General features: G+C 59.1%; 19 protein-coding genes and 1 pseudogene. 5 read left to right on the top strand and 15 right to left on the bottom strand.

Features of this window, described 5'->3' with window-relative positions; all coding sequences use genetic code 11:
• The first annotated feature begins 598 nt into the window (after nucleotides 1-598).
• The 3 genes from ABEA08_RS15805 to ABEA08_RS15795 are packed head-to-tail and all read left to right on the top strand — an operon-like array spanning nucleotide 599 to nucleotide 5,293.
• The gene (locus ABEA08_RS15805; RefSeq protein ID WP_345336331.1) at nucleotides 599-1,999 is read left to right on the top strand and encodes an aminotransferase class V-fold PLP-dependent enzyme; all 1,401 of its coding nucleotides are present in this window, start codon (nucleotides 599-601) and stop codon (nucleotides 1,997-1,999) included.
• A 42-nt stretch (nucleotides 2,000-2,041) separates the two neighbouring features.
• Entirely contained in the window at nucleotides 2,042-2,944 is a 903-nt protein-coding gene (locus ABEA08_RS15800) for a transporter substrate-binding domain-containing protein (protein ID WP_345336330.1), read from the top strand.
• A gap of 15 nt (nucleotides 2,945-2,959) precedes the next feature.
• The gene (locus tag ABEA08_RS15795; RefSeq protein WP_345336329.1) at nucleotides 2,960-5,293 is read left to right on the top strand and encodes a putative bifunctional diguanylate cyclase/phosphodiesterase; all 2,334 of its coding nucleotides are present in this window, start codon (nucleotides 2,960-2,962) and stop codon (nucleotides 5,291-5,293) included.
• A gap of 45 nt (nucleotides 5,294-5,338) precedes the next feature.
• Here the strand turns inward: ABEA08_RS15795 and ABEA08_RS15790 are convergent, their stop codons facing one another.
• The 6 genes from ABEA08_RS15790 to ABEA08_RS15765 form a co-directional block, all read right to left on the bottom strand.
• Nucleotides 5,339-6,580 (bottom strand): multiheme c-type cytochrome, encoded by a 1,242-nt coding sequence (locus ABEA08_RS15790; RefSeq protein WP_345336328.1) that lies wholly within the window; start codon nucleotides 6,578-6,580, stop codon nucleotides 5,339-5,341.
• Between the two features lie 134 nt (nucleotides 6,581-6,714).
• On the bottom strand, nucleotides 6,715-7,023 hold the full coding sequence (locus tag ABEA08_RS15785) for a YqfO family protein (RefSeq protein WP_345336327.1): 309 nt from the start codon (nucleotides 7,021-7,023) through the stop codon (nucleotides 6,715-6,717).
• The gene (locus ABEA08_RS15780) at nucleotides 7,020-7,535 is read right to left on the bottom strand and encodes a hypothetical protein (RefSeq protein ID WP_345336326.1); all 516 of its coding nucleotides are present in this window, start codon (nucleotides 7,533-7,535) and stop codon (nucleotides 7,020-7,022) included. The genes ABEA08_RS15785 and ABEA08_RS15780 overlap by 4 nt, the downstream gene beginning before the upstream one ends.
• A gap of 222 nt (nucleotides 7,536-7,757) precedes the next feature.
• Nucleotides 7,758-8,351: a type II secretion system protein gene (locus tag ABEA08_RS15775; RefSeq protein ID WP_345336325.1), complete on the bottom strand. Its 594-nt coding sequence runs from the start codon at nucleotides 8,349-8,351 to the stop codon at nucleotides 7,758-7,760.
• A gap of 485 nt (nucleotides 8,352-8,836) precedes the next feature.
• Nucleotides 8,837-9,517 (bottom strand): nitroreductase family protein, encoded by a 681-nt coding sequence (locus tag ABEA08_RS15770; protein WP_345336324.1) that lies wholly within the window; start codon nucleotides 9,515-9,517, stop codon nucleotides 8,837-8,839.
• An 80-nt stretch (nucleotides 9,518-9,597) separates the two neighbouring features.
• Nucleotides 9,598-9,942, bottom strand: coding sequence for a nuclear transport factor 2 family protein (locus ABEA08_RS15765; RefSeq protein ID WP_345336323.1), 345 nt, complete (start codon nucleotides 9,940-9,942; stop codon nucleotides 9,598-9,600).
• Nucleotides 9,943-10,407: 465 nt separating this feature from the next.
• Here ABEA08_RS15765 and ABEA08_RS15760 point away from each other — a divergent pair, with 465 nt between their 5' ends.
• Nucleotides 10,408-11,058 carry a hypothetical protein gene (locus ABEA08_RS15760; RefSeq protein WP_345336322.1) on the top strand — a complete coding sequence of 217 codons (651 nt, stop codon included), beginning with the start codon at nucleotides 10,408-10,410 and terminating at the stop codon, nucleotides 11,056-11,058.
• A gap of 56 nt (nucleotides 11,059-11,114) precedes the next feature.
• Here the strand turns inward: ABEA08_RS15760 and ABEA08_RS15755 are convergent, their stop codons facing one another.
• From ABEA08_RS15755 to aspA, 3 genes and pseudogenes are all read right to left on the bottom strand, one after another.
• Nucleotides 11,115-13,049: a RecQ family ATP-dependent DNA helicase gene (locus ABEA08_RS15755; RefSeq protein WP_345336321.1), complete on the bottom strand. Its 1,935-nt coding sequence runs from the start codon at nucleotides 13,047-13,049 to the stop codon at nucleotides 11,115-11,117.
• A 138-nt stretch (nucleotides 13,050-13,187) separates the two neighbouring features.
• Nucleotides 13,188-13,388: pseudogene (locus tag ABEA08_RS15750) on the bottom strand (IS256 family transposase); the annotation flags it as partial.
• A 278-nt stretch (nucleotides 13,389-13,666) separates the two neighbouring features.
• Complete coding sequence (gene aspA / locus ABEA08_RS15745) at nucleotides 13,667-15,151, bottom strand: aspartate ammonia-lyase (protein WP_345336320.1); 1,485 nt, start codon at nucleotides 15,149-15,151, stop codon at nucleotides 13,667-13,669.
• Between the two features lie 236 nt (nucleotides 15,152-15,387).
• Here aspA and ABEA08_RS15740 point away from each other — a divergent pair, with 236 nt between their 5' ends.
• Nucleotides 15,388-16,221, top strand: a complete 834-nt coding sequence (locus ABEA08_RS15740) for a CLCA_X family protein (protein WP_345336319.1) — start codon at nucleotides 15,388-15,390, stop codon at nucleotides 16,219-16,221.
• Nucleotides 16,222-16,445: 224 nt separating this feature from the next.
• Here the strand turns inward: ABEA08_RS15740 and panD are convergent, their stop codons facing one another.
• The 6 genes from panD to gluQRS form a co-directional block, all read right to left on the bottom strand.
• On the bottom strand, nucleotides 16,446-16,826 hold the full coding sequence (gene panD, locus ABEA08_RS15735) for an aspartate 1-decarboxylase (RefSeq protein WP_345336318.1): 381 nt from the start codon (nucleotides 16,824-16,826) through the stop codon (nucleotides 16,446-16,448).
• 78 nt (nucleotides 16,827-16,904) lie between these two features.
• Complete coding sequence (panC, locus tag ABEA08_RS15730; RefSeq protein WP_345336317.1) at nucleotides 16,905-17,762, bottom strand: pantoate--beta-alanine ligase; 858 nt, start codon at nucleotides 17,760-17,762, stop codon at nucleotides 16,905-16,907.
• Between the two features lie 10 nt (nucleotides 17,763-17,772).
• Complete coding sequence (gene panB, locus ABEA08_RS15725) at nucleotides 17,773-18,567, bottom strand: 3-methyl-2-oxobutanoate hydroxymethyltransferase (RefSeq protein WP_345336316.1); 795 nt, start codon at nucleotides 18,565-18,567, stop codon at nucleotides 17,773-17,775.
• 102 nt (nucleotides 18,568-18,669) lie between these two features.
• Nucleotides 18,670-19,149: a 2-amino-4-hydroxy-6-hydroxymethyldihydropteridine diphosphokinase gene (gene folK, locus ABEA08_RS15720; RefSeq protein WP_345336315.1), complete on the bottom strand. Its 480-nt coding sequence runs from the start codon at nucleotides 19,147-19,149 to the stop codon at nucleotides 18,670-18,672.
• Complete coding sequence (pcnB, locus tag ABEA08_RS15715) at nucleotides 19,146-20,480, bottom strand: polynucleotide adenylyltransferase PcnB (protein WP_345336314.1); 1,335 nt, start codon at nucleotides 20,478-20,480, stop codon at nucleotides 19,146-19,148. Before pcnB ends, folK begins: the two co-directional genes overlap by 4 nt.
• Nucleotides 20,481-20,622: 142 nt before the next feature.
• Nucleotides 20,623-21,519 (bottom strand): tRNA glutamyl-Q(34) synthetase GluQRS, encoded by an 897-nt coding sequence (gene gluQRS / locus ABEA08_RS15710; protein ID WP_345336313.1) that lies wholly within the window; start codon nucleotides 21,517-21,519, stop codon nucleotides 20,623-20,625.
• Between the last annotated feature and the right edge of the window lie 25 nt (nucleotides 21,520-21,544).

Below are 21,544 nucleotides of genomic sequence, written 5' to 3'. Positions count from 1 at the left end.
TGGTCGCGGTGATAATCGGCATCGGCTCTTCGGTTGTGTGATGGTTTTCTTTGGCGATTAAATCTGATCACACCAAGAGCCTTTTTTCTACCTATTTCATGCGCCTACGCTAAAGATCCTGTCTATGTTTCAACGCTTGGTACATACGCCAAGCGTTTTTCTTATCCGGTCTCTTTCCCGGCATCAAGTGATGCGTGTTTCCTATCCGGTCTCTTTCCCGGCATCAAGTGATGCGTGTTTCCTAACGCATGTGTGATTCAAATATCTCTCTTTCCGTGCTTCTGTCGGCGCAGGCATTTGCGTGCAAAGAGGTGCGTTGAATGCAATTCGCCGTACAGGTCAAGAATCAGGCTGTCACTTGAACTTGATCCGAATCCCGCTCTGCTTTCTTCGATTCCCTTTCATGGCTCGGCACGATAGGTCGCTATCAGATATCACGGGAGTGTCCGTTTTGAGCGTTTTCCCGGTTGCTGCCTGGCGACTCGTGCCAAGGGGATGCCGTGGTGCACAGCTCGGAGCGTTATGTCACTGCCCGCGGATGATGTCATCACTATTTAAGGCTTTGGGCCGCTGCGTCCGGAGTGAAAGGGAGTTTTTCATGTCTAAGTTTTCTTCTGAGGTCGACCCTGTGTTGGCGCGCCGCCGTTTTCTGAAGGCCTCGACCGGGCTGGCGGTTGCTGCTGCTCTGCCGGGGCAGGCGTTGGCGTTTGATGGGGCTTACCGCTCGCAGCCGTTGGGTCAGGGTAATGACCGCAACTTCTGGAAACAGATCAAGAAGGAGTTTGTCCTCAATAAGCGCAGTACTTACATGAACATTGGCACTACGGGCTCGATGCCTGAGCGTGTTCTGCAGCAGTTTGAAGAGAACAACGCGATTGTGGCGCGCGATCCTTGGGCCCACGAGGGGCGGTTCGGTGGTTGGTCGAAGATCGGCGATATGATTGAGGCGGTAGCGCCGGGCTTTGGCGCCGATCCGCATGAGATCGTGCTGAGCCGTAATACCACGGATGGTCTGTGTAGCATCTTGGGTGGTATGCAGTTTGAGCCGGGCGACGTGGTGCTGACCACGCACCATGAGCACATGGGCATGTTGTCGCCGCTGGATGTGGTGCGTCAGCGCTACGATGTGGAAATTGTGCAGGTCGAGATCCCGGTGGATACCGGTGATAACAGCGTCACCGAAGCGGATTTCGTCCGGGTGTTCGAGCAGGCCGTTGCTGAGTACGGCAGCCGGGTGCGTCTGATCATCTTCTCCCACATTACCTACCTGACCGGCACCATGTTGCCGGCCAAGCGGATCTGTCAGGAAGTGGCGATCCCCAATCGCATTCCAACCTTCGTCGATGGCGCGCACACCATCGGTATGTTGGATCTGGATTTCCATGATATGGATTGCGATTTCTATGCGGGCTCCGGCCATAAGTGGCAGTGTGGCCCGGGCGCGACCGGGATCCTGTACGTGCGCGATGAAGCCAAGCGCTTCAAAGAGTTCTGGTCCGATCGCCACGAGCCGCTGCTGATGGTGAACAGCTCCCGTTCCGAGTCGCCAACTCTGCCGCTGAACCAGCGTTTGCAGTACATCGGTAATGACCATTTCCCATTGAAGCAGGCGCTGACCGATGCCTGTTTGATGTGGGATGAGATCGGCCGCGATAAGATCGAGGCGCGTTGTTGCGAGCTGGGGGCGCGCTGTAAGGATGGCCTGGCGGCGACCTTCTCTGGGGCCAAGATCTATTCGCCGAATGTCGAGGGGTTGAATAACGGCCTGACCACGGTGAATCCGTTCTTTGATCAGACCGATCTGGCGCTGCTGACCGAGTTTCGCGATCGCTTGCGTGAGGAGTATGGCTACACCATTCGCACCACCAGTTTCCGTATCCGTAAGGACGATCCTATCCAGGTGCATGCCCTGCGGATCTCCACCCATCTGTTCCATGATGAGCAGGATGTGGATGGCCTGATCGCGGCGATGTACGCGCTGTATCTGCAGATGGCGTGATCCTTTCCTGGGGGCCTTGATGGCCCCCTTTTTGGTGTGGCTATGAAACCAATTTTCTTTTTCCCTTTTGCTTTGTTGCTCATGCTGTCTTTGGCGCCCGCCCAGGCGCGAGATCTGCCTGAGATCCAACGGGATGGCGTGCTGCGCCATTTGGGGATCCCCTACGCGCATTTTGTTGCCAGCTATCAAACGGTCAATGGTGAGGTGGCACAAGGCCTGGATGTGGATCTGATGCGAGGATTTGCTCGCCATATCGGGGTTGAGTACCAGTACGTGCCGGCGACCTGGCATACGGTGCTGGGGCTGCTGACCGGGCAGGCGGCGCAGATGATCGGCGAACGGCCGGTGCTGGGTGGGCCGGTCGCCATTGAGGGCGATATCATTGCCAACGGCATGACCATCTTGCCGGGGCGGGAGCATTTAGTGGCGTTTTCCCGGCCTTACTTCCCCTCTGCTGTGTGGTTGGTGGCCCGCAGTGATTCCGAGATGCAGCCTATCGAGCCCAGCGGTGACACGCTGCGGGACATCGAGGCGGTGAAGGCGGTGATGGCCCATCGCACCGTATTGGCGATGAAATCGTCCTGTCTCGATCCGAACCTTTATCAGCTGGATCAGACCAAGGCCGAGGTGATCTTGCCGAAGCAGGAGCGGCTGCTCAATGAGATGGTGCCGGCGATCCTCAATCGGGATGCCGAGAGTACCTTGTTGGATGTGCCCGATACCTTGGTGGCGCTTGAAAAATGGCCGGGTGAGATCAAGGTGATCGGTCCGGTGTCTGGGATGCAGGAGATGGGGGTGGCCTTCCGCCATAACTCGCCACTGCTGCGCGAGGCGTTTAATCATTATCTGGCGGAGCTTATTGCCGACGGCTCGTTCCTTAAGCTGGCGGAAAAGCACTTTCCAACCGTGTTCTTTTTCTTTCCTGAATTTTTTGAAGCGCTTTAGTTATAGGTAGTTATGGTGATCTCGCGTCGAGTCAGCTATCCGTTCGCCCTGCTCCTGGGGGGCATGTTGATGATCAGCTATCTGTTATTGCTGCTATTTGTCGCATACGAGGGACAGAGCCGCCTGCGCGCGCATCAGGACAACGAGCTGACCCTACGTGTTCAAAGTTATGCACGGGATCTGCAATATGTCATTGGACGCAGTGAGAAAAATCTCAGAGACGTTGCTGAGGATAAGGTGGTCTACACCTATTTCGCCAACCGAGCACTGGGCATGTCGATGGCCTACGGCCTAGGGGCGAGCCAACATAAGCTGTCGGGTCTGTTGCAGGATAACCAGGAGGGCCATCTCAGGGAGGGAGTCCCGGTGTACAGCCGTCTCGCCATCTTGGATGTTAGCGGGCAGGTGATTGCCGATACCGGCCAAAATGAAGGCCGATTTGTCCCTTTGCCGCAAGATATCCTGCTCGCCTCCAGTCCTCGGCGCAGTTTGCTTATCCAGCCGAGAGATCAGACGTTGCTGTTCTATCAGTTGGTCCCTGTGTATCGCCATGAGCAGCTGCAGGCCATTTTGGTGGCTGAGCTGAACCCTGCGCAGTTACTTCGGCTTATCGCTCGGAAGGAGCATCAAGATCAGGCTTCTAGAGTGCAACTGATGACGCCGAATGGCGCGTTACTGGCGTGGGATTCGTACTCGACGACGGTGGATCATCAGCGCGAGCAGCCGATCCGGCAGGAGGTCGAGATCGACGGCCAACGGTTGGAGATCCTTGGTTGGTTTGAATCCTTGGGTAACCGAGATCTGTTTACCTCCAATTGGTTTATTGCCGCCATCTCTCTGTTGGCCTTTCCGGTGATCGCCGGAGGCATTGTGCTGCTGCGGATCAATAACAACAACCTGGTGCTGGAAACCCGGGTCGATCTCGCGGCGCAGCAACAGCAGCGTCTGGCGCAGCAGAATCAGTTATTGCAGCGGGAGGTGGAGAAGCGTCAACGCTCCCAGCGGCAACTGGCGTATCAGGCCAATCACGATGTCCTGACGGGATTGCCCAATCGCAAGGCGGGCCAAGATGCGTTAGAGCGGGCGATCCGGCAAGCACGGCTGCAAGACAGCCAGGTGCTGTTGATGTTCATTGATCTGGATAACTTCAAGCACATCAATGACACCAAGGGCCATCACTATGGTGATCAGCTGCTGGTGCAAAGCGCGGGCCGACTGCGCACTCTAATGCGGGAGGGGGATACGCTGGCCCGCTTTGGCGGCGATGAGTTTTTGATCATCCTCAGCGACGTTGCCGATAGGGGCGCCGCACGGGGCCGGGCAGAGGCTTTGTTGCGGCTGTTTGATCAGCCATTTGATGTCGATGGTGAGGCTTTTCATGTCAGCACCAGTATCGGCATGACGCTGTACCCTGAGGATGGCAATGACGCCAATGAGTTGATCCAGCGCTCCGATGCAGCGCTGTATCGGGTGAAGGAGCGGGGGCGGAATGGCTTCAGCTTCTACGACGCCATCATTGATCAGATGGCCCGCCGTCGCCTGAAGCTGGACGCCAAGTTGCGTGCGGCGATCGAGCAGGCGCAATTGGAGATCCACTATCAGCCGATCCTGGCTTTGGAGCATCAGCAGATCATCGGTGCCGAAGCCTTGGTGCGCTGGCACGATCCCGAGCTGGGGCCGATCTCCCCGGCGGAGTTTATCCCGCTGGCGGAGTCTAATGGGTTGATCCACCGGCTGGGTGAGCAGGTGCTGTCGACGGCCTGTCGTCAGGCGGCGGAGTGGCAGGCGCTGTGCCCGCTGCAGTTGTCGGTGAACGTCTCCAGCGTGCAGTTCCATCAAGGCGAGCGTTTGCTGGCGGAGATCCGGCGGGTGTTGGCGTCCAGCGCGTTGCCGCCACAGTGTCTGACCATTGAGGTCACCGAAAGCCTATTGCTCGGTAACCATAAGGATCTGAATTCGCAGTTGCAGTCCTTGGCGGACAGTGGGATAAGCCTGGCGATCGATGACTTTGGCACCGGCTATTCGGCGCTGAGTTACCTGCAGGCTTTTCCATTCGATAAGCTCAAGATCGATCGCAGCTTCCTGCGCCATCTGGATCGCAATCAAGCGGATAAGAGCTTGGTTCAGGCGATCTTGGCGATGGCGCAGGCGTTGGGGCTGCAAGTCGTGGCCGAGGGGATCGAGGAGGCTTGGCAGGGGGAATTTTTGATCCAGCACGGCTGTCAGTTTGGCCAGGGATTTTATTATGGCCGGCCCGTTCCGGCCGAGGCGTTTGAGGCGATGTTGCGCGATGCGCCGCGGCTGAGTCCGCTGCCGGTTGCTGACGCTGTGGCGAGCCGTCCTCACTGACAGTCAAGGCGTCGCGACTTAGGGCCACGACGCCTTGGGGTGAGGCTAGTCTGAGCGCTCGGCAGCGCGATGGCGGATCTCCTCCGCCTTCTCTTTGATCTCTTGCAGATCGCGCACCATCTCGCTCCAGCCGTACCAGAGGGCGTAATCCGGATTGGCGTGGAAGGCGCCCTGGAAGCCGCGCATGCGATGCTTCAGATGCATCTCAAACAGGGTTTGTTCGATGCTGGTGGGCGCATCGTGGAAGGTGAGCAGATCGGGGAAGGCGTAGCTGTAGCTCTCCGGTTTGACGAGCAGACCCTCTTGATACAGCCCGGCGATCTCGCGGATCGCTTGGGCCAGCAAATGGTCGAGATCGCGGATCAGCGCATCGGCCTTCTCCAGCTCCGCCTTGGCGAAGTTCTTTGAGTGGCAGTCGCTGCAGACTGCGATCATCTTATTGCGCTCCCGATCGAAGTCTTCTTTGGTCAGGCGCGCGACGTCGGCGGCTTTGACCACGTCGAGTCGAGCCGTTGGGTTGCCTGCGGGATCCAGTACGCCGAGGGCTTGGAGGATGGTGATCTGATCGGCTTTCCACTGCGGATCGTCCTCCGGCAGTGGCAGGCGGACGGCGAGGAAACCCCAGGCCGTTCTGACTTCATGATCGCCATCGACCATATGGCAGGTTTGGCAGGTGGGCGCCGGAGTGCCTTCGGGCAGGGTGCCGTTTTGCATTAGCAGATAGCGGACGCCGTGTTTGGAGGAGGACCACATCTCCCATTGCGGGTGGTCAAAGCCCATATGGCAGGTTTGGCAGGCCTGCGGCGTTTGGGCTTCTTTGACGGAGAAGGTATGGCGGGTGTGGCAGGCATCGCAGGAAGCATGGCCGAACTCGCTGCCGTCGGCCTTGAGTTGCTCGATGGTGGCTTCGTCTTTGAGGCCCAGTTTGTGGCAACCGGTACAGCCCTTCATCCCGGCGTTCAGCGCCATGGGCAGGGCGTGCGTGGTGGGCATGGCTTGGACTGAGGCCCAAGACAGCGCGTGCTTGCCCTTGCTGAACTGCTCTAGGCGTTCGGCATGGCAGCCGCCGCAGGTGTCGGCGGTGATGGTGGCGAGTTGGTCGACGTCCTCGGCCGAGCTGTGATCGCCCTGATGGCAGGTATCGCAGCCTATCTCCATCTGGTAATGGCGGCTGAGTTGCCAGTCCTGGACGATCAAGGGGGTGACGTTGGTGTGGCAATCCACGCACTGCTCATTGGCGAGTGCGGGCAGTGTCAGCAGGAGCAGGGGAAGCAGGAGGCATTTCATCGTTCCTTCCTAGTGCAGCGGGGTGCTGACAAGGAAGTGTAGACCGTTCTGGGCGAGCGCTGTGGCGGCAACAGCGCTCGTTGCCGCTGGCTTGATCTGAACACCCTAATTGGGCAGTTCGGAGCGCGGTTTGGTTAGCGTTCGACGTTGAGGATCTGGTACGCCGGGGTTTCGTAGGGATGAGCCGCTTTGAGGGCAGCGATGATCGGCTGCTGCAAAGCGGCGTCAAACACCAACTCCACCTTGGACTCCGGCTCCTGATGGGTCTGATCTTGCTGGCCCAGGTGTGGCCTGCTGCCTGCCAACGGGCGAAATTGGCCCGTGCCCTCGGTAAACCAGCAACAACGATCGTAGTGGCCTATCTGCCCGGCACCGGCGGCGAACAGCGCCTCCAATACCGACTCGCGCTGCGCGCTGGGGACATAGAATTCCAGTTTCTTCATCCGCGCTCGGCCCTTTTGGTCAATTGAGCCAGCAGGGCTTGGCGTTGCTGACTGAGCTGCTGCCGGCCTTTGTCGGCGCGTTTTTCACTGCCGCGCAGGTGCCAATAGGTGTGGCCGCCGAGTTGGTAGGCGTGACTCAGTACGCCGCGATAGAGCTGTTTGGGTTGAAGCTCGGCGTTGGCGTGGGGCAGCAGGGCGCGCAGATCGGCCAGCAGTTGCTCACAGTCGGTTTGCTGAAAGGGGTACATCGGCGTTTGGCTCTGCTGGGCGGTGCCATTGACGTTGTAGCCAGCGGCGTAGGCCTCGCGTAAACCACTCTGCAGTTGGTCGCCGCTGCGACGGCCCTCGGCTTGAAGCAGTGGCGCCTCGCCGGTCTGAGCGATGATCTGATCCAGCGTGGTCGCCGCTTGGTCATTGTCTTGACGCAGACGCAGGCGGTGTTTGCGTGCCAAAAAGGCCACATAGAGTAGAACGACGCTGATAAAGGTCAGAAAGACGAGCAGTATTTTCATGACGGTCGGATCGGGTCCAAAGGCTGATTGAGACTGAGCAAAGTGTACGGCAAAAAGGCGCCTCAGAGGAAAACGACAATTCAGATCTGCTCGGCTGCTCTCACTGATGAATGGTTTTTCTGCTGGCCGTCGTCAGTTTTCCTTGGGAGCGGCGCGCAACGGGCCATTCGGATGGGTTTGTGTGCCAGTGCCGCTAACGCCGCTCACTGCCGGTTTGGGCCACTAGCATTCGCTGTCGTCGATGCCGATGACGGCGCTTTTCGACTCAGCGGGTTGCGCGGTGTCATTGGGGTTGAGGAAGTAGAGGTAACAGCGCTGCTGGTTAACGTGATAGCCGTTGGGAAAGATCACAAATCCGCGCCCTTCGGCGACACTGGCGTAGCCTCGATTGACAAACCAGGCGGCGCCTCGCTGGCGAACACACCATTGGAGGCTGTCATCGTCACAGAGGTTCTGACTGATCTGGGCTGTGGCGTCAAACGAAACCAAGTTGGCGAAGGTGTTGTTCCAGCGCCCGTCGGGAATGGCGCCTCGCACTCGGATCGTTTGACCATTCTCAAGGGTGTATTGCCCGCCGCCGCTGTTCAGGTTTTCTGGGTGCAGTTGGATCAGGAGTGCGGTCTGAGAGTGGGCGCCACTCAGCGCGCCTTTCATGCCCTTCATCACCGCGAGCTGCGCGTCGGTTTTTAGGTTGATGAATCGTGGCAGGGCCGTGACCGCGACGATGGCCAGCAAGATGATGACCACCACCAGTTCAATCAAAGTAAAACCGGCGGTGGCGTGGCGGGGGTTCCTTTGGGATCGACTGGCGTTCATGAGCACGTCCTAAGCTTTGCTGTGTTTGATCGCATACAGCCAGAATAGCCAGGCTAGCTCTGTTTGTGCGACCGCGTTGTCATCGTTATCTCTTTAAGTTAGCGCGCTTTTTGGTGTTTTGGAGCGCTATGCATTGCCTCGAGCTCCATGTCGACCTCGGGCGCTCCAAAGCAAATGGGCAGTTGATGCACGCGGCATTGAGCGGAGTCGGCGCTGGCGTCGCTTGAGGGGGCGCTTGGGACGGCCTGCTGCACACCTCGAATGATGTCGTTCTGCTTATTGAGCTCTAACGCTGTTCAATACGCGGGCCGCGGCGTCACGAGGGGTTGCTCGGCCCGCCCCCAGAGAGCGCTCAACGGTCTGAGCGGCAGTGTCACCTTGTCACCGCCGTGCAGCCTAAGGTCTATCGGCTGAGCATTCTGCCGGCTCCCGCTTGCGCTCAACATCATGTGCATCGACGCGGGAGCATGTCGATGCGCGGCTGGTCATAAAAACGTGCTGATCTCACTCAGCGGTTTCTTCTTGGTCGAGTGCTCGGGAATGGTGGCGCCTTCGTCCGGGTAGCCGGTGACGATCAGCATATAGGGCCGGTCGTTGTCGTTATCCCGGCCGCATATTTTACTGAGAAAGCTCATCGGCTTGGGGGTGTGGGTTAAGGTCCCAAGACCGGCGTGATGCAGTGCCTGCAGTAAAAAACCGGTGGCCAGGCCGACCGACTCGTGCACGTAGTAGTTATGGGTGTCGCCGTCGTTGGCCAGCCCGCCGCGCTTTTGTGAGAACACGGCGATCAGCCAGGGGGCGCGCTCTAAATACGCCTTATTGGCGCCGGTGCCCAGCGGCTTGAGCGCCTTGAGCCAGGTTTCCCCGGCGCTGCCTTCATAGAAGCGCCGCTCGATCGCCTCCGCCTGCTGGCGGATCTCGGCTTTGATCTGGGGATCGCTGATCGCCACAAAGTGCCAGGGCTGGTGGTTGGCGCCGCTGGGGGCGCTGCCCGCCGCTTCGATACAGCGCTCAATCACGGCGCGCGCCACCGGTTTATCGGAGAAACTGCGAATGCTGTGACGGCGCCTGGCTTCGGCCAGATTTTCCTCTGCCCGGGCCAGCATCACATCGGCCGGGTATTCGATGAAATCGGAGAGGGGAAAGTGTTGCTCTTGTTCGGCCATCCTGTGCCCTTGTCGGTATTCGAGAGCCTTTACGCTAGCAAAATGGCGGCAAAAAGGTAGGGGCTGTAATGGGCAAGGGGCTATTCAGTGATCGAGGTCGAATGCGCCGCGACGGCACGCCATCCGCCATTTTGCTCGATAAAGGTCATGGTCACCCTGCGTGCATCAAGCTCTTCATGGATGCGAGAGCGGAAGTTGACGACCACGGTATGGCCATAATCGTGCACGAGAAACTCGTCGTTCATAGGACGGAAATTCGGGGCAGGTTTGACGTTTTTCAGCAACTGGTCGCGAGGGTACAGCTTGCCGTTCTCAGAAAAAGTGAACAGTACATCTTCGCTGTAGACGGAAGCGTATAGGACTTTATCGCCTTCGCGGATGGCCTGATTGATGTGTTCTATTTGGGCCAGCACTGGGTGCGGCACTTCCTGCTCGATTGCCTGAGAGGGATCGCTTGCGAGGGCAGGCGTCGATAGGGTGAAAGTAAGCAGGGCTGCAAGGCTCAGTGCTGGGGCGAAACGCCGGGCAAATTCCTGTTCTGTTTAGAATTTCCCGTCGTCCGGTGACAGGGCGTTAACAGACCCTATCACGGTGCTTTGCGTCCGGTCACGAGACCCGTATCGATGGCCCTATGCGTCCTATCGATAGCGGAACTGGGAGGACAAGGACGTAGTACTTAGATCCGATTAGCAACCATTTTTATGAGCTTAGTTTGTAGCAGATGAGAGTGAGCTCTTGTATGAAAATGGTGTAGCTACTTCCATGATAGAAGAGAGTGAAGTTTGTGATCCATAGCCAAAATGCCGAGTCACCAGTTAGGGGGGTAAGCTGTTGTTGGTGAAATACCTTTATGATGCGGCCGTCTATATATCGATGATGAAGGGAACTCTATGGGCCGAATATTTACTCTATGGGTGGGTACTTGCCTGCTTTGCTTATCAACAGCACAGGCTTCAGATGCTGGGGCACCAAGCTTGAAAGAACAGGAGCGCAGAAAGGCACTAGAGCAAGTGGCGAGAGATCAAACGGTTAGTGGGGAGGTTCGGGCTGAAGCCAGAAGAGAGCTTCGACAAATCAAGCGGACGCAAGAAGTGGCAAGTGGTGTAAATAAATCATCTGGGTTCCTGTATTTGGGTGTTAAGCCCGGTGAGATATTGACGAGCAAACAGCTTGATAATTATTTTGATGGAGGAAAGACGGTCGGCTTTTATGCCGGATATGGATTTAACGAACATATCGCCGTGGAGTACGAGCGTTTTAGCGGTGAGCTTAAATACCCTTCGAGTAGTTCCAAGGGACCTAATTACAATACGCAGGGTGTTTATGCGGCATTCCGCAGCGGTGATGAGATTTACTATAAGCTTCGTGGTGGGTTTGTTGATGCTAAGGTTGGCAGTGGGTACTCAGCCTCAAGTGATACAGGCCTTTCCTTTGGCGTTGGTGGCGGGATTAATTTCGATGCACTTCAGATTGAGCTGGAATATACCGTCGTTGATCAAGATGCGAGTTACTTATCCCTGGGTTTAGGGCTGAGATTCTAGCCGACTGAGCCCTATTCAGTGGTGGTGGATAAAAAAGGCATCAAAAGATGCCTTTTTTAGTGGTTAAGCGAGTTCACTTTTTGTCTAACTAAGGCAAACGGCACCCGCTCCAGCGCGCCGTAGCCATCGAGATTGCGCACCTTCAATTTGGTCAACCAGGGCGAGGGTAGGCCGGTGAGGAAGCGCGCGGCCAGGGTGGCGCTGAGCGTTTGCTGAAATTCGCTGTGCACCTTCTGGCTCAGCGGCGCGAGCCAGTGTTGCAGCTGATCGGTGCCCGGTAACTCCGGGTGCTGTGGCGCGGGCAGGTGAGCGGCGTGGCCGCGGCAGGCGGAGCAGTGGCCGCACTGCTTGGGCGCCTGCGCATCGCCAAAGTAGTCGGCCAGGGCATGGCTGACGCATTGGCCGGTTTGCAGCAGGGCCAGCATGTGCTCGATGCGGGCGACCTCACTGTGCTCTTTCTGCTCAAATTGGCCGATGAGCTGCTCGGTCAGTGCCGCTAAGTCCGGCAGCGGCTGCGCCACCTGATAGACCTCGGTCATCTGCTTGCTTTGCAGCTCGATCAGCTTTTGATCCGCTAGATACTCCAACGCGGTCAGCGCCCGGCTGCGATCACTGCCGTAGGCTTGGTGCAGCGCCTCGAAGTCCGCCTGATACCAGGTACGGCCCTTGGGGCTGTTGGCCAGCAGGGCGTCCAAGAACACCCGACGTTCGCCCTGAAAGCGGCCCAGTAGCTCGCCGTCGCTGACCAAGAGCTTGAATTTTACCTCGGCGAAGTAGCTGTACTGCGGCGAGATCAGTCCGGCCATCTCCAGGTACACCAGCAAGGTGCGCAGCGGCAACGGGCGGATGTTGCTGGCGGTGGAGAGGGCGTTGCCCATCAGCTCCCACTGTGGCCCGGCCTGAGCGATCTCCCCCAGCACGGTTTCAATGCCGCTGCGCTCCGGCGTATCGCCAAACACGAAGTTTTCCAGCACGCTGCGGTTGGCCTGATTGGCCATCACCAGGCATTCACTGCGCTGGCCGTCGCGCCCGGCGCGGCCGATCTCCTGCGAGTAGTTCTCCACCGATTTGGGCAAGTCATAGTGAATGACCTGACGGATATCTGCCTTATCGACCCCCATGCCGAAGGCGATGGTGGCGACGATGGTGTTGAGCCGCCCGGCCATAAAGCCTTGCTGGATCTGCATGCGCCGCTCGTGATCCAGTCCGGCGTGATAAGCACAGGCGTTGTGCCCGCCCTGCGTCAGGCTGTCGGCCACCGTCTCGGCGGTTTGCTGCTGGGTGACGTAGACGATGGTGGCCTGGTCACGGCGGCTGTCCAGGTACTCGGCCAGACGGCCGAGGCGCTGATTAGGCGCCACTGCTTCAACGCTTAAGTCCAGGTTCGGTCGGTAGAAGCCGGTGGTGGTGATGTTGGACTTGGCAATGTGGAATTTGGCGGCCATGTCGGTGATCACCTGCGGCGTGGCGGTGGCGGTGAGCAGCAGCACCTGGGGAATACGAAACTGCTGGCAGTAGGCGGGCAGCTTGAGGTAATCCGGGCGGAAGTTGTGGCCCCACTCGGAGATACAGTGGGCTTCGTCCACCACCAGCAGGGACAGCGGCACTTGTGCCAGGAAGCGGCGGAAGCGTTCGTTCTTGAGGCGCTCGACCGAGATCATCAGCACCTTGATCTGACCGTCCCGTACCTGCCGCATCACCGCCTGGGCTTCGTCGTAGGTCTGAGTGGAGTCGATGGTCGCCGCGGCGATCCCCTTGCCTTTAAGAAACGCCAGTTGATCCTGCATCAGGGCGAGCAAAGGCGAGATCACCAAGGTCAGATTGGGCAGCGCCAGCGCGGGCAACTGATAACACAAGGACTTGCCGGAGCCAGTGGGGAAGATCGCCGCAGCGCTCTGTCCCTCTAGCAGGGCGTTTATCACCGTTTCCTGGCCGGGACGAAAGTCTGAAAATCCAAAGTGTTGTTGCAGCAGTGCGTGGGCTGGAGTCATGAGCGCCTGAAAGTCGAAAGGGGGTGGAGCAAGTCTGACGCGTTGCGAGAAGCAGTGCAAAGGGTTTGGGGTAACTGTGTACCGTGGCCATCGGGATCTGAGGCTGTGCAATTGGCAGGAAAACAAGAAAGTAACAGCGGACTGAAGCTTGCTCCTTAGCATGCTGTTTTTGCGATTATTGGAGCCTTCCTTGGCTAGATGCAGGTCCAGTTCGACCTTGAGGGCAGCTTCGGTGAGTTGCTTGATAAGGCGCGTCAGGATGCCACCTTTACCGGTCAGGTCTAGGCCTGAGCGAGGTGCCTTAATGGCGGCTCCTATGTCGAAAATCGGTTTGATTATTTACTATTTCTTTTGGATTGATTTTAAGCAAATGACACACGATTCTGAGCACTACCGCTTGCTTTGGTTGTTGTCACTGTGACTAGGAATATGGTGCCAGCGCAAGTCGCCTTACGGTGCCGCCCGTCCCAACACTCGACTTCACCTAGCTTCAACTCCTATCCCTAAAAAGCAAAAATCCCCACCGGACTCCGGTAGGGATTTCGACTGTGCATGATGCTGGGCGCGCGCAATCGTCGGATCAGCGAGTCGTGATTCGCAAGTGCTATGCCGCAGACTTAGCTGTAGCGCTTGCCCGAATACGCCGGGGCGATGAGGTTCTGCACCGAGAAGATCTCATCGAGCTGGGCTTCGGTCAGCAGGCCGCGTTCTAGCACCACCTCGCGCACGTTGCGTCCGGTTTCGGCGCAGATCTTGCCAACGATATCGCCTTCGTGGTGGCCGATGATCGGGTTCAAGTAGGTGATGATCCCGATGGAGTTGAACACGTGCTCGGCGCAGCGTTCGGCGTTCACGCTAATGCCGTCGATGCACTTGCTGCGCAGCGTGGCGCTGCCGTTTTGCATCAGCTTGATCGACTCAAACAGAGCTTGGCCTATCACCGGCTCCATCACGTTGAGCTGCAGCTGGCCCGCTTCGGCGGCCATGGTGACGGTCAGATCGTTGCCGATCACCTTAAAGCAGATCTGATTAACCACTTCCGGGATCACTGGGTTGACCTTGGCCGGCATGATGGAGGAGCCCGCCTGCATCTCTGGCAGGTTGATCTCTTTGAGGCCGGTGCGTGGGCCGGAGGAGAGCAGACGCAGATCGTTACAGATCTTCGACAGCTTGACCGCAGTGCGCTTTAGCGCGGCCTGCACCATGACGTAGGCACCACAGTCGGAGGTGGCCTCAATCATGTTGTGGGCTTTGACCAGTGGACGGCCAGTAATGCGGGCCAGATGGCCGATGGCCAACTCGGAGTAACCGGCCGGCGTGTTGAGTCCGGTGCCGATGGCGGTGGCGCCCAGATTCACTTCGTTGAGCAGCGCCGCCATATGCTTGAGGTTTTTCACCTCTTCACGGATCAGCTCGCCAAAGGCGGTGAACTCTTGGCCCACGGTCATCGGCACGGCGTCCTGCAACTGGGTGCGGCCCATCTTGAGCACGTCGGAGAACTCAGTGCCTTTGGCCATAAAGGCACCTTGCAGTCGTTCAAACTCGGCGATCAGGGTGTCGATGGCGGCCAGCAGGGCGATACGGAACCCGGTCGGGTAGGCGCAGTTGGTCGACTGGCTGTGGTTGACGTGATCGTTGGGGTTGATGTGCTGGTACTCGCCCTTGGCGTGACCCATCAGCTCCAGCGCCAGGTTGGCCACCACTTCGTTGGTGTTCATGTTGACCGAGGTGCCGGCCCCGCCTTGGAACAGATCAGTCGGGAACTGATCCATGCAGACGCCTTCGTCCAGGATCTTATCGCAAGCCGCGACGATGTGATCGGCCACCTGGGTGGGGATCGCCAGCAGATCGCGGTTGGCCAGGGCGGCGGCTTTTTTCACCTGCACCATGCCTCGGATAAACTCGGGCACATCGTTGATGCGGGTGCCGGAGATCTGAAAATTGTCCATCGCCCGTAGGGTGTGAATGCCGTAATAGCTGTTGTTGCACACTTCACGGCTGCCCAGCAGATCATGCTCGGTGCGGCAGGCGGTTCTGTCGTGTGATTGGGGCGCCTGTGGGGCGGGGCTGGCTGGGGTGAGCAGCTCGGCGGTGTGGGACATGTTCAGGTTCTCGTGCAGGTAAACAGAGCCGGTACGACACTCAGTGGCGCCGTAACTTTTATCAATGCTGTAATTGACGTTGCTTATAACGTATCCGTAGGGCGGGGCGCAAGTCCGATTCGGAACGATTCAGGTGCGGCTGTAAACTTCCCTGTGTTCGTGCTGGACGTAGGGAGATCGCGAGGCATGGAGCGCCAGACTTGTGCTGTTGGCCGGGGCAGCGGATCATGCCTGCCATGACAGAGAAAACCTCAACCGGATTGCGGCGCGCCTACTATCGCCGTGGCCCCGATTACCGCCATGGCGAAGATGTCTCCTTTGGTGAGATTAAGGCGCAATTTGGCTTTGGGGCGATCACCATCGGAGCCTGGGTGCAAAAGCAGGAGAAGGTGATCGCTGCCAACCTGGTGTTTGATGCGCTGGCGGATCTGGCCTTTCTGCTGAATGTGCCGCCGTCGCTGCTGGGACTGCGTGGTCAGTTGGATCTCGCTTTTGGCACGGGTGGCCAGCCCGGCGCGCAGGCCCACTATGCCCCGGGCTCGCGCACGCTGGCACTGGCTAAGAACGCCGGAGCTGGTGCGTTGGCGCACGAATGGTGGCATTCGTTCGATCATTACATTGCGGCCAAACTCTATCCGGCCCATGTGGGGGATAAAGGCTTGATGGCGATGGCCAGCAGTCAGTTTCTGCAGCCGCGCCAGCCCAAGCCGCATCCGCTCAATCAGCGGTTGGAGGCGGTGTTTGCTGCGGTGCTGCTGACGCCCGAGGGGGACGATCGTCATGACTATGTGCGTCGCAGCGTGGCGTTAGATCGTCGCTTGGCCAGCCAATTGGGGCGGCGTTATTACAGCTTGCCGACGGAGATGATGGCGCGGGCGTTTGAGGCGGCGATCCAGAGTGATGAGCGGATCAAGAATGTTTATCTGGTCAGTGGCACCAAGCAGAGTGAGTTGGCTCAGGCAGGGGCGTTTCCGGATGCTGAGCATCTGCAGCGGATCCGCACGGCATTGCTGGCTTATTTTGAGCCGCTGGGTTGGGTGATGAGTCAGAAGGGCAGCCGTAAGCTGTAAGTTGATCAGCGATCAGTCAGAGCAGCAGCCATAAGCTTTAAGCTGTCAGCGGTCAGTGAGAGCAAGGGCGTTGAATAGCTGCACTAAGCGACAAGCGATCTGTTGTCAGCAAGAGCAAGAGCGGCGGTACCTGCTCTTGCTCTGCCCTTGTTCGGTTCTCGCTCGGCTCTTACTGATCGCTTATCACTGACGGCTGATAGCTATCAGCAGATAGCTTTCAGAGATCACGCCGCCTGGGTGGGGATCTCGGAGCCGATCCCTTTCATGTTGTTGTCCGCATCCAGGTAGACCAGATCCGGTTGATGGCGCTGGGCTTGCTCATCGCTCAGCCCGACGTAGGCGCAGATGATCACCCGATCGCCCGGGCTGGCTTTGTGGGCGGCGGCGCCGTTGACGGAGATGATCTTGGAGCCGCGCTCGCCGGCGATGGCGTAGGTGCTGAAGCGTTCGCCGTTGTCGATGTTGTAGATCTCGATCTGTTCGTACGCCAGGATCCCGGCGGCATCTAGCAGATCCTGATCGATGGCGCAGGAGCCTTCGTATTCCAGCTCGGCGTGGGTCACGCGGGCCTGGTGTAGCTTCCCTTTCAGCAAAGTGCGTTGCATATCAAAAACTCCCTGTGTCCATTTCCTGCATGCATCCAGATGGATGTTAATTATTTGTTGGCGCCGCATGGTATCAGATCAGCGGCGAATTTCTACGGTTAGGTTGTCGATCAGGCGGGCCTGGCCGAGGTAGGCGGCGGCCAGGATCACCAGCTGGCTGTCGCCGGGCTCGGCAGGCTGCAGCGTGTCGGCGTGGCAGATCCGGATAAAGTCCGGCCGAAAGCCGCTCTCTTGCAGGCGCTGCTCGGACAGTTGCTCGAGGGTGGCGCGGCGCGTTACCCCTTCGGCGCGCAGAATGTCGGCGAGGGCATCGAGGGTGCGCTTAAGGCCAGGGGCGATGGCGCGCTCGGCTTCGGTGAGGTAGCCGTTACGCGAGCTCATCGCCAGGCCGTCGGGATCGCGCACGGTATCGACCCCGAGGATCTGCACCGGCATGTTGAGATCGCGCACTAGGGTGCGGATCACGGCCAGCTGTTGATAGTCTTTATTGCCAAAGCAGGCGAGATCCGGCTGCACCAGATTGAACAGCTTGCACACTACGGTGGCGACCCCGCGGAAATGGCCGGGACGGCTGCTGCCGCAATGGATGGTCGTCAGCGACGGCACTTCGATATAGGTTTGTACCTGCAGGCCGCCCGGATAGAGCAGCGCGGCTTCCGGGGTAAACAGCAGATCGCAACCGGCGCTGACCAGACGCTGCTGATCCGCTTCCAGGGTGCGCGGGTAGGCGTCCAGATCTTCGCCTTCACCGAACTGCATCGGGTTGACGAAGATGCTGGCGACCACCTTATCGGCTCGGGCACGAGCCTGGTGCACCAGCTCAATGTGGCCATCGTGCAGGTTGCCCATGGTCGGCACAAAGGCCACCTTCAGGCCTTCGCTGCGCCATTGGCGGATCATCTGCTGTAAGCGGATGGGATCGTTAAAGGTCTGCATCGCTCCTCCGTTAGCTAAAGCTGTGCTCTGGGCTGGGGAAGCGGCCGTGCTCGACCTCCTCCACATAGGCGGCGACGGCGGCATGGATGTTGCCGGTCAGGGCCAGGTAGTTCTTGGAGAATTTGGGGATGTAGCCGGAGCTGATCCCGAGCAGATCGTGCATCACCAGGATCTGGCCGTCGGTGTGGGGGCCTGCGCCGATCCCGATCACCGGAATGGTTAGGGCCTCGGTGACACGGCGGGCCAGCTCGGTCGGGACGCATTCCAGCACCAGCATGGCGGCACCGGCGTCTTGCAGGCGCAGGGCTTGATCCAGGATCGCTTGCGCCGCTTCCTCGCTGCGCCCCTGCACCTTAAAGCCGCCAAAGACGTGCACCGATTGCGGCGTCAGGCCGAGGTGGGCACACACAGGCACGCTGCGCTGGGTGAGTCCACGCACGGTCTCCAGCAGCCAGTCGCCGCCCTCCAGTTTGACCATCTGGGCCCCGGCGCGGATCAGCTCGGCGGCGTTTTGATAGGTTTGCTCCGGCGTGGCGTAGCTCATGAAGGGCATGTCGGCGATCACCAGCGCATTGGGGGCGCCTTTGCTGACACAGCGGGTGTGGTAGGCGATCTCTTCGACCGTCACCTTCAAAGTATCGTCGGCGCCCTGCAGCACCATGCCTAGGCTGTCGCCGATCAACAAAACCGGTACCCCTTGGGCCGCGAACGCGGCGGCAAAGCTGGTGTCGTAGGCGGTCAGTGAGGCAAATTTTTTGCCCTCACGCTTCATCTTCGCCAGGCTGGCAGTGGTCATTTTGTCCATAAAAAAACGGGCCTTCCAGATTAGGAAGGCCCGTTATATGACAAACTGAGGGGCGATTTCAATGTCCGAATGGCCGAGATCGTCCGTGGCGTTCGCGCAGGCTTAGGCGAGCTGCGCTAATGCCTGCGGCGGACATAGGGCCAGCAGGCTGGCCAATTGACGGCCGTCAGGCAGGCGCAGATTTGGGGCCAATTCAAACATGGGAATCAGCACAAACGCGCGCTCTGCCATGCCGTAGTGGGGCACAGTCAAACGTTCGCAGGTCAGCTGTTCGTCGCCATACAGCAGCAGATCCAGATCCAGGGTGCGGGCGCCCCAACGCTCATGGCGCTCGCGGCCCAGCTGGTTTTCGATCTGTTGCAGGGCATCGAGCAGATCAAGCGGTGCCAGATCCGTATCGATCGCCGCTACCGCGTTGGTGTAATCCGGCTGCGCCAAACCCGCCATCGGCGGGCTGGTGTAGAGGCTGGAGCGATCGATCAGGCGGATCCCCGGCAGTTCGGCCAGCGCGGCGATCGCGCGGGCCAAGGTGGCGGGGCCGTTGCCCAGGTTGCTGCCCAGGCCAATGAAGCAACGGATCATGCGTCACTGTTCGCCGCAGGCTTGCGGCGACGCGGACGACGGCGACGGCGATTACCATCGCTGCCCAGCGCGCGCACCAGTTGGCGCTTGCCCTGTTCGTTGGCGTCATTGAACTGGGTCCACCAGCGGGCCAGATCCAGCAACTGCTCGTCTTGCTCCGCTTCGGCGCGCAGCAGCAGGAAGTCGTAGGCGGCGCGGAAGCGCGGGTGCTCTGCCAGGCGGAAGGCACGGGCGCCGGCGCGTTTACCCAAACGCTCCTGCAGTTGCCAGATCTCTTGCGCCGGGGTGGTGAAGCGGCGCGGCAGCGAGACGGTCTTGCACTGCTTGCCAATGGCTTCGCCACTGGCTGCGGTCAAGGCATCGTAGGGCGGTACGCCCTTTTGACGCTTCTTCTCGGCCTGCTCTTCGACCACGTACCACAGCAATGCGGCGTAGATGAACGCGGGCGTTACCGGCTTCTCGGCGGCGATCCGCTCATCGGTGTTGGTCAGCATCGCTTCGATCAGGCGCTCGGCTCGGCCGCCCGGATCGCGCTTGAGCAGTTGCTCCTGCATCGGGAACATCGGCTCAAACAAGCCGTACTGGCGCAGCATGCGGAAGTTTTCCAAGCCCTTGCCGGCCATCAGCAGTTTGAGGGTTTCCTCAAACAGGCGGGCGGGTGGGATGGTGTTCATCAGATGCGCCATCTTCGGGATCGGCTTGGCAGCAGACTTGTCGATGGAGAAGTCGAGCTTGGTGGCGAAACGAACCGCGCGGATCATCCGTACTGGATCTTCGCGATAGCGCGTCTCGGGATCGCCGATCAGGCGCAGACGACGGGCCTTGAGATCTTCCATGCCACCGAAGTAGTCACGGACGCTGAAGTCACTGATGTCGTAGTACAAGCCGTTGACCGTGAAGTCACGGCGCTCGGCATCTTCATCAATGCTGCCATAGACGTTGTCGCGCAGCAGACGGCCGGCATCGTCCTTCTTGGCGTGCGTGTCGTCTTCTTGGTGGTGACCGCGCAGGGTCGCCACTTCGATGATGTCACGGCCAAACAGGATGTGGGCCAGACGGAAGCGACGGCCAACCAGGCGACAGTTGCGGAATAAGCGGCGAACCTGCTCCGGTGTGGCGCTGGTGGCGATATCAAAGTCTTTCGGTTGGTGACGCAAAAGCAGATCGCGGACACCGCCGCCGACCAGGTAGGCTTCAAAGCCCGCTTTATGCAGTCGATAGAGGACTTTCAGTGCATTTTCACTGATGTCGTTGCGGGAGATCCCGTGAGCTTTGCGGGGGATCACCGCCAGTTTGGCGTCAGCTGAGGCGGCGTTACCGCTGCCGATCAAGCGTTTTGCCAGTGAAGTCAGGCGCTTAAGAATGGGACACCTCGTTGATTTCCTGCCTGTTAATGCGTGCGCTGGGCACGCTGCGATTATGGCGCGCAATGATATACCACGGCCGATTAAATGATAAGCCGTTCTGGCTCGGTTAGCCCGCTTTTGGCGCCAAGATCTGGCGTTGTTGCGGCAGTTGGTCTACCTGAAATTGCGTGACGGCCCATTCGAGCTGTTCGTTGACCGGCGCACGTTGCAGCTCTGACGGAGCGGGGTGACCCAAAAACGCCAGCGCCAGCGCCAGGTTGCTGCTCAATTCCGTCGCGCTCAGCGCGGGAGCGTGATTTTGTTTGGACAGCTTGTTGCCGTCGGCCTGCACCGCCAGTGGCAGATGCAAAAAGGCCGGCGCTGACCAGCCGAGCTGCTGGAACAGCGACAGCTGGCGCACCGTGGCTTCGAGCAGATCGTTGCCTCGCACCACTTCGGTGATCCGCTGGGCGTGATCGTCCAACACCACCGCTAACTGATAGGCGTACAAACCGTCGCGGCGCTTGAGGATAAAGTCCTCGCGGGCAAACGCGACGTCGGTCTGGATCGGTCCGAGCAGGCCATCGACGAAGTGGTCGATGCCGATGCGGTTGTGCAGCCGGATGGCACAGCCGTCGGCGGGCAGCGCCAGCGTACGGCAGTGACCGTCATACAGCCCACCGATGCTTTTGATCCGCTTGCGGGTGCACTGGCAGTAATAGCCTTCTCCGTGCTGCAGCAGCTCGGACAGGTGCTGCTCGTAGCGGTCATGGCACTGGCTCTGATAGAGCACGGTGTCATCCCAGTACAGCCCGTAGTGCTCCAGTGTGCGCAGGATATCGTCCGCGGCACCGGCGATCTCTCGGGGCGGATCCAGATCTTCCATTCGCACCAACCACTGACCCTGCTGACTGCGGGCACGCAGATAGCTGCCGACGGCGGCGATCAGTGAGCCAAAGTGCAAGGGACCGGAGGGAGAGGGGGCGAAACGGCCGATGTAGCCGGAATGGGGAGCTGTTGGCATGGGCTGGTGTTGTTGAGTGGCAACC

It is taken from the genome of Ferrimonas pelagia, assembly GCF_039543565.1.
In the GTDB taxonomy this organism is placed as follows: domain Bacteria; phylum Pseudomonadota; class Gammaproteobacteria; order Enterobacterales; family Shewanellaceae; genus Ferrimonas; species Ferrimonas pelagia.
Note: the sequence above shows the minus strand (reverse complement) of the source record. Positions and strands in the feature narration are given on the sequence as shown.

Excerpts from the sequence above, each read along its gene's own strand:
- ABEA08_RS15800 (WP_345336330.1), top strand. The coding sequence starts at position 2,042 with ATGAAACCAATTTTCTTTTTCCCTTTTGCTTTGTTGCTCATGCTGTCT.
- panC (WP_345336317.1), bottom strand. The coding sequence starts at position 17,762 with ATGCAGACCTTTAACGATCCCATCCGCTTACAGCAGATGATCCGCCAA.
- panD (WP_345336318.1), bottom strand. The coding sequence starts at position 16,826 with ATGCAACGCACTTTGCTGAAAGGGAAGCTACACCAGGCCCGCGTGACC.
- ABEA08_RS15770 (WP_345336324.1), bottom strand. The coding sequence starts at position 9,517 with ATGGCCGAACAAGAGCAACACTTTCCCCTCTCCGATTTCATCGAATAC.
- ABEA08_RS15775 (WP_345336325.1), bottom strand. The coding sequence starts at position 8,351 with ATGAACGCCAGTCGATCCCAAAGGAACCCCCGCCACGCCACCGCCGGT.
- ABEA08_RS15790 (WP_345336328.1), bottom strand. The coding sequence starts at position 6,580 with ATGAAATGCCTCCTGCTTCCCCTGCTCCTGCTGACACTGCCCGCACTC.
- ABEA08_RS15805 (WP_345336331.1), top strand. The coding sequence starts at position 599 with ATGTCTAAGTTTTCTTCTGAGGTCGACCCTGTGTTGGCGCGCCGCCGT.
- ABEA08_RS15785 (WP_345336327.1), bottom strand. The coding sequence starts at position 7,023 with ATGAAGAAACTGGAATTCTATGTCCCCAGCGCGCAGCGCGAGTCGGTA.
- ABEA08_RS15760 (WP_345336322.1), top strand. The coding sequence starts at position 10,408 with ATGGGCCGAATATTTACTCTATGGGTGGGTACTTGCCTGCTTTGCTTA.
- ABEA08_RS15780 (WP_345336326.1), bottom strand. The coding sequence starts at position 7,535 with ATGAAAATACTGCTCGTCTTTCTGACCTTTATCAGCGTCGTTCTACTC.
- aspA (WP_345336320.1), bottom strand. The coding sequence starts at position 15,151 with ATGTCCCACACCGCCGAGCTGCTCACCCCAGCCAGCCCCGCCCCACAG.
- folK (WP_345336315.1), bottom strand. The coding sequence starts at position 19,149 with ATGATCCGTTGCTTCATTGGCCTGGGCAGCAACCTGGGCAACGGCCCC.
- gluQRS (WP_345336313.1), bottom strand. The coding sequence starts at position 21,519 with ATGCCAACAGCTCCCCATTCCGGCTACATCGGCCGTTTCGCCCCCTCT.
- ABEA08_RS15755 (WP_345336321.1), bottom strand. The coding sequence starts at position 13,049 with ATGACTCCAGCCCACGCACTGCTGCAACAACACTTTGGATTTTCAGAC.
- panB (WP_345336316.1), bottom strand. The coding sequence starts at position 18,567 with ATGGACAAAATGACCACTGCCAGCCTGGCGAAGATGAAGCGTGAGGGC.
- ABEA08_RS15740 (WP_345336319.1), top strand. The coding sequence starts at position 15,388 with ATGACAGAGAAAACCTCAACCGGATTGCGGCGCGCCTACTATCGCCGT.